Source organism: Neisseria sp. HMSC055H02 (assembly GCF_001813335.1).
Lineage (GTDB): Bacteria > Pseudomonadota > Gammaproteobacteria > Burkholderiales > Neisseriaceae > Neisseria > Neisseria sicca_C.
The window spans coordinates 1-10,053 of sequence record NZ_KV812085.1; the positions used below are offsets into that span (position 1 = coordinate 1).

Annotated in this window: 20 protein-coding genes and 1 pseudogene; 13 read left to right on the forward strand and 8 right to left on the reverse strand. The window is 45.2% G+C overall.

Annotation, left to right across the window (positions count from 1 at the left end):
• Positions 1-38: 38 nt before the first annotated feature.
• The 4 genes from HMPREF2907_RS04000 to HMPREF2907_RS13495 are packed head-to-tail and all read right to left on the reverse strand — an operon-like array spanning position 39 to position 1,279.
• A complete protein-coding gene (locus HMPREF2907_RS04000; RefSeq protein WP_318259001.1) occupies positions 39-554 on the reverse strand; it encodes an N-6 DNA methylase in 516 nt (171 codons plus the stop codon).
• 46 nt (positions 555-600) lie between these two features.
• The gene (locus HMPREF2907_RS13485; RefSeq protein ID WP_318259002.1) at positions 601-825 is read right to left on the reverse strand and encodes a hypothetical protein; all 225 of its coding nucleotides are present in this window, start codon (positions 823-825) and stop codon (positions 601-603) included.
• 56 nt (positions 826-881) lie between these two features.
• Positions 882-1,055, reverse strand: a complete 174-nt coding sequence (locus tag HMPREF2907_RS13490) for a hypothetical protein (protein WP_318259003.1) — start codon at positions 1,053-1,055, stop codon at positions 882-884.
• An 11-nt stretch (positions 1,056-1,066) separates the two neighbouring features.
• Entirely contained in the window at positions 1,067-1,279 is a 213-nt protein-coding gene (locus HMPREF2907_RS13495; RefSeq protein WP_318259004.1) for a hypothetical protein, read from the reverse strand.
• 648 nt (positions 1,280-1,927) lie between these two features.
• Here HMPREF2907_RS13495 and HMPREF2907_RS04010 point away from each other — a divergent pair.
• Entirely contained in the window at positions 1,928-2,317 is a 390-nt protein-coding gene (locus HMPREF2907_RS04010; protein WP_141754404.1) for a hypothetical protein, read from the forward strand.
• 47 nt (positions 2,318-2,364) lie between these two features.
• On the opposite strand, the gene HMPREF2907_RS04015 is transcribed toward HMPREF2907_RS04010, so the two are convergent.
• Both HMPREF2907_RS04015 and HMPREF2907_RS04020 read right to left on the reverse strand, forming a co-directional pair.
• A complete protein-coding gene (locus tag HMPREF2907_RS04015) occupies positions 2,365-2,625 on the reverse strand; it encodes a Txe/YoeB family addiction module toxin (protein WP_070680312.1) in 261 nt (86 codons plus the stop codon).
• Positions 2,625-2,873, reverse strand: coding sequence for a type II toxin-antitoxin system Phd/YefM family antitoxin (locus HMPREF2907_RS04020; protein ID WP_318259005.1), 249 nt, complete (start codon positions 2,871-2,873; stop codon positions 2,625-2,627). Before HMPREF2907_RS04020 ends, HMPREF2907_RS04015 begins: the two co-directional genes overlap by 1 nt.
• 263 nt (positions 2,874-3,136) lie before the next feature.
• Between HMPREF2907_RS04020 and HMPREF2907_RS04025 the strand changes: the two genes are divergently transcribed.
• Positions 3,137-3,376, forward strand: a complete 240-nt coding sequence (locus tag HMPREF2907_RS04025; RefSeq protein ID WP_070680318.1) for a hypothetical protein — start codon at positions 3,137-3,139, stop codon at positions 3,374-3,376.
• 3 nt (positions 3,377-3,379) lie between these two features.
• Here the strand turns inward: HMPREF2907_RS04025 and HMPREF2907_RS04030 are convergent, their stop codons facing one another.
• Positions 3,380-3,910, reverse strand: a complete 531-nt coding sequence (locus HMPREF2907_RS04030; protein ID WP_318259006.1) for a hypothetical protein — start codon at positions 3,908-3,910, stop codon at positions 3,380-3,382.
• A gap of 366 nt (positions 3,911-4,276) precedes the next feature.
• Here HMPREF2907_RS04030 and HMPREF2907_RS04035 point away from each other — a divergent pair, with 366 nt between their 5' ends.
• From HMPREF2907_RS04035 to HMPREF2907_RS04045, 3 genes are all read left to right on the forward strand, one after another.
• Entirely contained in the window at positions 4,277-4,573 is a 297-nt protein-coding gene (locus tag HMPREF2907_RS04035; protein WP_070680321.1) for a hypothetical protein, read from the forward strand.
• 5 nt (positions 4,574-4,578) lie between these two features.
• Positions 4,579-4,953: a hypothetical protein gene (locus tag HMPREF2907_RS04040; protein ID WP_070680324.1), complete on the forward strand. Its 375-nt coding sequence runs from the start codon at positions 4,579-4,581 to the stop codon at positions 4,951-4,953.
• A 567-nt stretch (positions 4,954-5,520) separates the two neighbouring features.
• The gene (locus tag HMPREF2907_RS04045) at positions 5,521-5,799 is read left to right on the forward strand and encodes a hypothetical protein (protein WP_070680326.1); all 279 of its coding nucleotides are present in this window, start codon (positions 5,521-5,523) and stop codon (positions 5,797-5,799) included.
• A gap of 3 nt (positions 5,800-5,802) precedes the next feature.
• Here the strand turns inward: HMPREF2907_RS04045 and HMPREF2907_RS04050 are convergent, their stop codons facing one another.
• On the reverse strand, positions 5,803-6,177 hold the full coding sequence (locus HMPREF2907_RS04050) for a hypothetical protein (protein ID WP_070680327.1): 375 nt from the start codon (positions 6,175-6,177) through the stop codon (positions 5,803-5,805).
• Positions 6,178-6,362: 185 nt separating this feature from the next.
• Between HMPREF2907_RS04050 and HMPREF2907_RS12875 the strand changes: the two genes are divergently transcribed.
• From HMPREF2907_RS12875 to HMPREF2907_RS04075, 8 genes and pseudogenes are all read left to right on the forward strand, one after another.
• Entirely contained in the window at positions 6,363-6,530 is a 168-nt protein-coding gene (locus HMPREF2907_RS12875; RefSeq protein ID WP_168165196.1) for a hypothetical protein, read from the forward strand.
• 235 nt (positions 6,531-6,765) lie between these two features.
• Positions 6,766-6,927, forward strand: a complete 162-nt coding sequence (locus HMPREF2907_RS13500) for a TrbM/KikA/MpfK family conjugal transfer protein (RefSeq protein WP_318259007.1) — start codon at positions 6,766-6,768, stop codon at positions 6,925-6,927.
• 1 nt (position 6,928) lies between these two features.
• A pseudogene (locus HMPREF2907_RS13505) lies at positions 6,929-7,225 on the forward strand (TrbM/KikA/MpfK family conjugal transfer protein).
• A 150-nt stretch (positions 7,226-7,375) separates the two neighbouring features.
• Positions 7,376-8,131, forward strand: a complete 756-nt coding sequence (locus HMPREF2907_RS04060; protein WP_070680328.1) for a P-loop NTPase family protein — start codon at positions 7,376-7,378, stop codon at positions 8,129-8,131.
• The gene (locus tag HMPREF2907_RS04065) at positions 8,131-8,580 is read left to right on the forward strand and encodes a hypothetical protein (protein ID WP_070680329.1); all 450 of its coding nucleotides are present in this window, start codon (positions 8,131-8,133) and stop codon (positions 8,578-8,580) included. The genes HMPREF2907_RS04060 and HMPREF2907_RS04065 overlap by 1 nt, the downstream gene beginning before the upstream one ends.
• 7 nt (positions 8,581-8,587) lie before the next feature.
• Positions 8,588-8,842 (forward strand): lipopolysaccharide heptosyltransferase, encoded by a 255-nt coding sequence (locus tag HMPREF2907_RS04070; protein ID WP_070680332.1) that lies wholly within the window; start codon positions 8,588-8,590, stop codon positions 8,840-8,842.
• Between the two features lie 2 nt (positions 8,843-8,844).
• Positions 8,845-9,174, forward strand: a complete 330-nt coding sequence (locus HMPREF2907_RS11700) for a helix-turn-helix domain-containing protein (protein WP_083310669.1) — start codon at positions 8,845-8,847, stop codon at positions 9,172-9,174.
• On the forward strand, positions 9,090-10,053 hold a 964-nt coding region (locus HMPREF2907_RS04075; protein WP_318259011.1), incomplete at its 3' end, for a tyrosine-type recombinase/integrase. The genes HMPREF2907_RS11700 and HMPREF2907_RS04075, both read left to right, overlap by 85 nt.

Genomic DNA, 10,053 nt, shown 5'->3' on the forward strand with positions numbered 1-10,053 from the left:
TTCTTTAACTTCTTGAATCATCACTCTTCTGTCTTTCTTTAAAACAAAACCAACTGTTCTTCCAATGTCAATAAGGGGGCGGTTATCTTCGTTTCGTCTTGGCCGTGCTGTTTTGCGTTGAAAGCGGCTTTTTTGTCGGCTTCAATTTCGGCTTTCATATCGTCTTCAAAACCGCCACGCAACCAATGCACCGTCCGCCATGCCGTATGAAATTCGTTTTTTATACTGTCTCCATGTATGATTTTTGCAGGGATACCGTAAAAATGACATTGCACAAAACACATCCACACACACAAAACATCTATATCCACCGCAACCGTCGCCATATGCAAAGTTGGAACTTTTCCGCTATCGGCGATATGTTCCGCAAAGGCAAGCAGATTCGCACTGCTGCCGCAACATAGTTCAAGCAAGGAAACAAATCTTTGTTTCTCCAGTTTCTCCGCCGTGTCGATTCCCGTCAGTTTTGCCATCACTCTTGATACAGCCATCGGCGTAAAATACTGCCCGTTACGCTCGTTTGATGCTCCCAAGTCCATATAAAGCTCACCCAAAAATCTTCGTAGCTTCCGACGTTCACCGCTCTAATGCAGCCTGAAGCTAAAACGCCCAACAGCTCAGGAAAAATTTAAAAGCCTCTTCTTTATATTCTCGGCGGAAAGTGTGGTATCGCTCCTCGCGTATTTCCCAATCATCATCCCGCATATAACTATTAAAAATCGCAAGGGCTGCCAGCTCTACGAAATCACGAAAAACATCAGACGGCTTATACGCCGCACCGAATGAATAAATAAGTTTTTTCAGCTCTTTAACCGTGTTATCCATTTTTTGCTCCCGAAGGTTTCAGACGACCTTTGCCGCCCGAAACCGTTTAAATGCCATTACCACCAACTGTCATAGAAAACTGCTCGCCCCTCAGCTATCGCTAACCGCGCATTCGCTATAAAGGTTTTGGTTTCAGTAATGTCATCGGGATAGATTTGCGAGTCTCCAAAGAAAAAGCCCGGCGTGTGTTCTAGTTTTTCATCATTTAAATCAACTTCCAGCCGTTCCAAATCTTCAAGTTCTAGGCGTACAGTGCAACAATTAAATACATCGGCTTTGCCGCCTTTTGCCGATATAGTTTTTCCATCCAGCCATGTAGATGGTTAAACTTCCGCCAGTACGCAAATTGATTCAGTTCTGCTTCATCGCGTTCATCTTCACTCACATTCACATCGGTTTGACGGTCGCCGACAAACTCGGCATTCATGGTGTAGCCGTACATATCAAGTCCCATTTGATAATCCTTTCATAAATGTTCATTCATAAATAAACAACTATCGGGGGCAGCGGCCGCCGTGTTGTGATGTCGTAAAAAATTTCAAAGCGCAAAAAGTCCAGACTGGCTTTGTGCGGCTTTTATCTTTGTCCGGTGCGCCCTCTGCGGCGTGGTGGAAAAGGTGGAAGCCGTGCAAAGACACTTGTCTTGGTCTGGACTTTTTGCGCTTTGAAATTTAGACATCAACCAACAACACGGCGGCCGCTGCCCCCGATGGTTGTTTCAAACCTTCAGCCGCTCTGCGGCGTTTCCGCCCTTTTGGGCGGAATCAGGGTGGTAAAACCACCCTGTTTTTGGCACACGTTGCCTATCCTGCGTTGTAGTTGAATTTGGTGTTGTACTAAAGAAATATCCCTTTTTGAGGGAATGATATGAGCGGATGGGGATGTTTATTGGATCATTATTAGATTATTGTTGGATTCATATAGATTAATATTAGATTAAAGTTAGATTGATATGGGTCATTAATAGATTTAAATAGATTACATATGATTGATAAATTAGATTTATATTAGATTGATTTATAGGTTTAATTAGGTTATTATTGAATTTTATTCGCTTATAAGTAAATTATCATTAGGTTAGTAGTAGATTAAAATTAGATTGGTGTTAGATATGGGTGTTTCTGTAAAGGACTTCATCAGCGCACAGGAAGAAAACGGACGGCGTTCCAAATTGGAGCCGTTCAAATCCGACATCCTGCTGCTCAAACAAAAAGGTTTTTCTCAAAAACAGATTCAGCAATTTTTGAAAGAAAACGGCCTCGAAGTCGGACTGACGACGATCAACTGGTTTGTCAAAACACGCTTACGAACGGAGCAAAGCAACCAGCCGGAAAAAAGCAAAACCGAAGCTCAAAAACTGTCCTTATCTCTAAATCATTTGAAAAAAAATGAACGTCAAAAGACAGAAAACCCGGATCAGACCTCCTCCGGGAAATCAGGCGAAGACAAATTCAATTGGCAGAATCAGATCAATGCTTCGGAGTACATATAAAAAAAGCCGTCTGAATTTTCAGACGGCCTCAAAGTCAACAAACTGTTTCAGCGTTCGTAATGGTATCGGCAGGCATAAACCGTTACCGTATCTTCTTCTACCGAATAAACCAAACGGTGTTCCCGATCTATCCTGCGCGACCACAATCCCGATTTTTGATGACGTAGCAGTTCAGGTTTACCAATACCCTTCGGATGGTTGGCTTTAATATCTTCCAAAAGCAACTTGATCCGTTCAACTTTCCTGGCATCGTGCTTTTTCCAATAAGCTAAATCTTCGGCGGCATCGGCGGTAAAACGGTGCTTCATCACAGATCAACCTCTACAAATTCCCCGTGTTCTGCCTGAGCCAGTGAGTGTTCCAAACGTGCAGCATTGGCAGGATTTCCGAACAGGTAAAGCGTCTCCATAATAGAGCTGTACTCTTCCTCAGACATCAAGACACAGTTCCCGCCGTTCCGGCGCGTAATATGTGTTACTACTTGGTCTTCGCACACTTTGGTCATAACCTGCGCCAAATCCTCACGGGCTGCGGTGTAGCTGATTACATAGTCCATTTTTTGTATCTCCATTAAGCAACATAATTAATTGTACAGAAAACCTGTACATATTTCTAGCTATTTATCCACAAAACCTGTACATATCCCCTCCTCAAAAACTCCCATATCCGTCCAAACGCCAATATCTATCTACATCCATCAAAAATTGCACAAAAAACAATCAGGCGGCCGCCTGTAATATTTTTTGATAGTGATCTGTGATCGTGGTCTTTGTATAAAGGCCGTCCTATACGGACAAAGTTCTCTGTCCTCAAAAGCCAATGTTCTTTGTCCAATATGTACAAACACAGTATTTTCAATTACTTATTTCAGCAAAAAAAGCGGTTTTTTATCATCTGATTTGGGTAAAAAAAGGAAGTCGGGACGGAAAAACAGGTAAACATAACCCAATCTGCGCCGAAAAACAGGCAAAACCGCCTTTCAGACGACCTTTCCCGCTTCAAAGGGCGCAAAAAAAGCTGCCGGAGCAGCATTTGGGCGTGGCGGTGCCAACAGCCTGATGATTACTGTTTTTTCTTGTAGTAATTTATGAGATTTTGACGATTAGGATTGTTGGGATTCCGCTGTCCGCCTGTATCGGGCGGCGGGTCGGCGGATTGTTTGATTTGCGCTTCGTATTCCGCCTTAGCTTTGCTCGTGGCCGCTTCGGATGTCGGCAGCGCAGGGATGTTGGGGGAACGGTCGGATGGATAGAAGCCCGCCCAGCCGTTCAGAATCGATTTCCGCATTACGGCATTGAGGTCGTAGTTTTTGTTTTTGAGGTCTTTAAGCTGGTTGAGCAGGATTTTTTTCTGCTTGATATTGAGGTGCTTGCCTTTTTTGGCGCGCATTTTAAGGAATTCGTTCCAAAGGTCGAGATTAACCCACTTTTCAAAGCAGAAATTGTCGATGTCGAGATGGTAGCGGCTGTCAAACTTCGGCACTGGTTCGCCTTTGACCTGATAACAAAGTTCGAGCAGACGCTCCTTATTAAGCTGCCAGTGCATTCTGCCGTGTACGCCTGCGCGTCGGCATTGGATTACGCCTTTGCCCAATAAAATCGAACAAACGGTTGCGGGCAGTATCCGACCTGCCTTTTAAAAAAGAATGCCGCGCATCCGGGTAGCCCAGTGGGATCCGGCATAGGCGGCAAGTCGGAGGTATTTCTTAATCGGGACGTATTCCCGATGCGACCGCGATAATCTGCGGACAAGCGGTCAAACTACATTTTGATTCTTATGTTCCCCGCCGTGAGCGGGTATTTATTGGAAAATTCCGATAGGACGCATGCCCAAATGTTCAGACGGCTCTACCCGTCTTTAAGCATGTATCTAAATCCAAGTCCGCTTGTGCAAAAAGCGGGTTTTAGTTTGGGTATATCCGAAATAATCAGATAGTTTATTATAGTTCAAAGGTGCGTTATGACAAATACGACAGAAGATGAAATCAAAGCCCTGCAAATCAAGGCGGGGGAAATTTACGACCACTTTCAAAACTGCTCGGCGGTTTATGTGTGCTCGGGACAGGAAATTTTTGAGTTGAACCGTGAAAATCACGATGACTGCTTCACTAAGGCGTGTGTTGCCGATAAATACTGGTGGAAGTTTGAATGGTATTTGAAAGGCAGCGACCTTTGGAAAGACAGTGATTTCGACAATATTGATGAGGTCGCGGCGGAGTTTGAGGGTAGGTTTGCGGGATTTTTTCAGGAGGGTTGAGAACTATGGCTGTAATTCTGAGTTTATTCTTTGATGATTATGGATTGCCTTCTATTGGGTTGTGGATATTCTGTTTTCTTGCGGCGGCTGTTTCTGGGATTTTTTTCATGCTCTCCCTCTGGGATGATGTAAAACGATTACCCAAATTTATTTCCGGTATCTTGGCGGCTATGTTCTGTTGTCTAATTGTCTCGTTCTTATCAATAAATTCCTTTGAAACCATTCCCGCAAGCGGAACGCAAATTCAAAAGGCCAATTTGAAAAGATGTACTGCCTTCAAACCCGTAAATCTTGGAAATATCTGGGATATTATGAAGGATTGCCGAGACTATGATCAGGAACGGAAATTTAAGGAAAAAATTGAATCATTGGACAAGTAAACCTGCTTTGAGATAGGCAGGTTTGGTTTTAGGTCGTCTGAAAACGGTTTCAGACGACCTTTTCTACCGCCTAACTACACAAAAGGCGGCGGGCAACTCAGCGGCTCGGAGCAAAAAGACTGAGCGGTTCCGATACCGTCCGTGTGTGATGTTGTGTGAACAAGCACTTTGCCCGTGAACAACCATCAGTAACGGGAGGGTAAAAATCGGCGGCAAGGCAATTATCGCGCTTTGCCGTTTTGAGCGATGCCCTGAATAGGTCGGGGAGCAGGTGGAAGCCCTGCATTTCAAATCAAGTTAAAAGAAGATTCCTGTGTATACGAAGTTTCTTGTAATAGTAATTGGTATATTGCTTTCAGCAATGACTATCAAATTAACATATACGGCCAACCTGATAACTTTTCTTATAGCAAGTCCATTTATTATCTTGAGTTTTATGGCCCTTGTTTGTATGTGGGTATTAGATGATTAACCTAGACGAGGGACAAATGGAAGAATTGAGAGATCGAATTCGAGAGCTGAATGGGAAGTAGTTATCAGAGTTACCTGTTTTGACGGAGACACGAAATGAAGCAAGAGAACGACACCTTAGTCCGACTGAAGGCAAACATAGATGCCAAACTGCGCCATACAGTGGAATACCACTGCGATCAAGAAGAACGTGAAATGCTGGAGCGCATGATTTCGCGAGGCGTGATTCCTCAAGACGATTACAGTAAGGAAGAACGGAAACTGCTGATTAAGGCGTTCTTCTCCAATATTTTCGGGCAGAAACAGGTTTCCATCGAGGAGTCAACACAAGAGGTTGAATCTGTATTGAGGGAAATTTTAAAGGCTAGAGGATAAACATTATTTTATCGAACTCTTGAGGCTTCTCGTGTCGTATGTATCGCCGCAAGCATCAATCAAACGCTGCCAAAAACGGGAAGAAACAGAAAGATTGGTTTTGCTGTCAACTGCTGTTTTCAAAAGTGAATGCAGTTCCTGTTCTGCCATATCCAACAATTCTCCTTTGTCCTCTTTTATGGCTCGAAACAATAAAACCGATAGGAGGAGGGAATGTTCTAACAGTTTATCTGTCCCATCTATCCTAACATTTTCGCGCATATCCAATTTAAAGGACAATTCGCTTACATCACTGCACAGGCTGTCAACTTCATCGTTTAAATATTCAAGTTGCTGATTGATGGCATCCAAGATTGAAGGTGGTTTTTGCGCTCTCATGAATTTACCTTTTTTGATAAAGTTGGTTGTAGGAGACCTGACTATATCAAACGTCCTGCCTGACGTTAAGGGCTGACTACCGGCAATATGTCGGGGAGCAGGTGGAAACCTTGCAATTAAATTCTGAGGTCATCTGAAAACTTTTCAGACGACCTTCACTTTATCTAAAAGCGAAAGGAAACAACATGAAGAAACTCCGCAAGCCCGTCAAACAAATTGTGATTGGCACTTACGAAAGCATGAAGGCTGCATCCAAGCAGGTTGACCTGTTGATGCGTGGTAATAAAGATTTATGCGTCAATATCGTTCAGGACGGTCGCAAATTTCAGGTTCGAACGGTTGCTTGGCAATAAAAAAGCCGCTTTCTTTCAAAGGCGGCTTTGGGAGAATTGGATAATCTCGTAGGGGTACGCAGACTATCCTTTTTTTCGTCTTTGGTTTCAATACCCGCATCGGCGGGTCTTTTAAAAGGTATGTGTATGAATAAATCTTTGGGTTTGCTAGTTGCCGCTATGCTGGGAGCTGCTCCTGCGGCTTTTGCCGACGATGTGCTGACGGGCGATACTCGCTTGGCGTGCGAGGCGGGTTTTGTGTCTGTCGTCAGGCGACCGTCCGAGCGAGTGTGCGCCGTCGATTAAGCGTTATTTTTCGATCCGACACACGAAATTGGGCGATACGCTCAAGGCGCAGCGCAATTTTTTGAAAATGTGTCCGGCAAGAAATGTGTCCGGCAAGTTCGGAAAGCGCTGAAATGTCGGGTTTGACAGACGCGATTGCGGAGGGAGCGGGTCGTTGCGACGCTAAAGAGTTGAACCGTATGATGCGCTATACGAAGCTGGAAAAGGTTTGTGGATAGAAGACCAAATACAGCTTGGGACGTAAATATGTTGTTGAAGACAACTGCCAAACGGTCAAGAAAACCTACATTCGCCCTGACAAACCGCAATATTGCAAGGCTTATTTCGATCACGGCTGGACGACGGCAGACGACAAGGTGCGCTATGTCGGCGAAGAGAAACAAGGCGACCGTTGGGTTGATGTTCGCTGAAAATTTCACTCCTGCTCTACATCGGCATAATGTTTAGCAGTTTATGCAGCTCTTCCGATAGGTGAGGGCTGCCTTTTTACAAACGAAAGCCTGTTCAAGGGCGAGCAGGTTTCTTTTTGTGAAAAATCATTACAAACGAAAGGTTATGCCATGAAGGAAGTCCATTTTATTGCCCAGGGTAAGGGCGGGGTCGGTAAATCTACGATTGCTGCATTTACCGCCGACTACTTGAAAAACGCCGCAGCCATGCCTGTCCCTATGTTCTGCTTCGATACAGACCCTGTAAACCAAACCTTTCTGCGTCATCAGGCTTTCAAACCCGAGCTGGTTAAAATCATGACGGAACACAATACCATCAATTCGCGAAATTTTGACGGTTTGGTGGAAAAATTAGTATTCGAAGAAGGTATAGCCATTGTTGACAACGGCGCGGCAACGTTTGTGCCGTTGATGTCCTATATGGCGGAGAACTCAATTCCGGAGTTGTTGGCCGAGAATAATGTTCGGATGGTAATTCATGTGCCACTGACGGGCGGACAGGCTTTGAACGACTGCATTACAGGGTTAGTACAGATACTGAAAAGCCTAGAAGCCGAGGTTGTTGTGTGGTTGAACGATTTTCGGGGAAACGTGGAGCAGGAGAAACCGTTTGACCAATTTAAAGTTTATAAAGAATTTAAAGACCAAATTATAGGTATCGTACATATTCCGAACCGCAATCCCGACACTTTCGGTAAAGACTTGGAGGAGATGACAAGTAAAAATTTATCACTGACCGAAGCAATCACATCTGACACATTTGGCTTGATGCCGCGCCAGCGTCTGAAAACCGTACAGCGCGATTTGTGGCAACAACTGGATAAAGTCCCGTTCTTGGCAACGCAGCAAGCAGACGGAAGCGAGTGATGATGAATCAAGCCGATGTAGATGCCATTATTGCAGAAACATTCCGCCTGTCGGGCGTAAAGCTGACGTCGGACGATCCCATCATTCCCATCCTGCTGATAATGGAAGGCCGTCTGAAAGCCCTGTTTGCCGAGCAGCGCGTCCATACCCGTCAGGATTTTGACGAAATCACTGCCGAAATCGAAGAACCGCTGAAAGCAGCGGTTCAGATTGCGGAAGATTTGAAAACCTATCGGGAGCAGATTATAGCTGATCTGCTGGCAGGGTACGGCAAAGAATTGTCCGAAAGCGAAGGACGAATATCCAGTTCCATTCAACAAAAAATTGCAAAGCAAACTCAAGCATATATTGATGAAGTGGTAGCTAAAATGAATCGTTCTTGGTTAGTCGCTGCATTGATATTTTTTGCAATTATTCTTTTGGGGCTCTTTATTCCAAAATTTGTATAGGATTCATATGTTATCGGAATCAAGAATAAAGGTTGTTACCGAAAAAGTAGGTAGGTTGTTTATCCCACATGAGGAACAATACCCACATTACAAACTGGTTCCGATTGATACAGACAGGCAGGGTTATCTCTGCCTGCTGTTTTATATCAACAGGAGCAATTTTTTGGTACTTGAGCCGCGTATTAAACGCTATGCGGCAGTTCGGCGGTTGTCGCTGCTGCTGGAAAATGCCCCCTATACGGTCTATGAAACAGTGAGGTAGCCATGAAAACTTATGACGTAAAAGAAGCGGCGCAATACTGTAAATGCCACCCCGAAACCATACGGGAATACATCCGCTCCGGCCGTTTGGCAGCCTCCATGCCCGGGCGGAAATACTGTATCACGCAGTCCGCACTTGACGCATTTTTAACCGAACTGGAAAATGCGCGGATGCTGGCTTCACTCGAAAGTAGGAGTGAACAAAAATGCCGATCTATAAACGCGAAAACGGCGTCTATTACATTGACATCACAACGCGAAGCGGTCAAAGAATTAGACAATCTTCTCGCACCAAAGACAAAAATGAAGCCCAAAGGCTGCATGACAAACTGAAACATGAATTATGGCAGCAGGAACATTTCAACAAAAAACCGAAACGGCTGTGGGATGAAGCGGCAGTCCGGTGGATTGAAGAGATGGGGGACAAGAAAAGCATCAGGGATGACATCAGCCGTTTGCGCTGCCTGGTTCATTTCAGAGGTGTCTTCCTGCACCATATGAGCCGTGATTTCATCATGCAGACCCTCGGCAGCATGACGTGTTCGGACAGTACCAAAAACCGCTATCTTGCCTTAATCCGCGCGATTTTGAATAAGGCGGAAAAAGAATGGGGCTGGCTGGACAACGTGCCGAAGTTGAAGCTGTATCGTGAAGCCAAACGCCGTATCCGTTGGCTGAAGCATGAAGAAGCCCAAAGGCTGATTGATGCCCTGCCGGAATATATGGCAGATATGGCGGTCTTCAGTTTGGCGACAGGTTTGCGGCAAAGCAATGTACTGGGGCTGAAATGGACGCAAATCAATCTAGAACGCCAAACGGCATGGATTGAGGCCGACGAAGCCAAAGCAGGACGCGCTATCGGCGTTGCCCTGAATCAGACGGCACTCGGTATATTGGAAAAACGGACGGGCAAACACCCGTCTTTTGTTTTTACTCTACCAAACGGCAAACCCGTGAAAAGCATCAGTTCGCGTATTTGGAAAAACGCACTGTCTCAGGCAGGCATTACCGATTTCAGATGGCACGATCTGAGGCATACTTGGGCAAGTTGGCTGGTACAAGCCGGCGTTCCGCTCGCCGCTTTGCAGGAAATGGGCGGTTGGGAAAATGTCGGGATGGTTCAGAAGTATGCCCATCTGGCTCCTGAACATTTGCACGGGCACGCGGCTATATTGGACAGTGTCGGTCTCGGTTTCGACACAAAACAGGCAC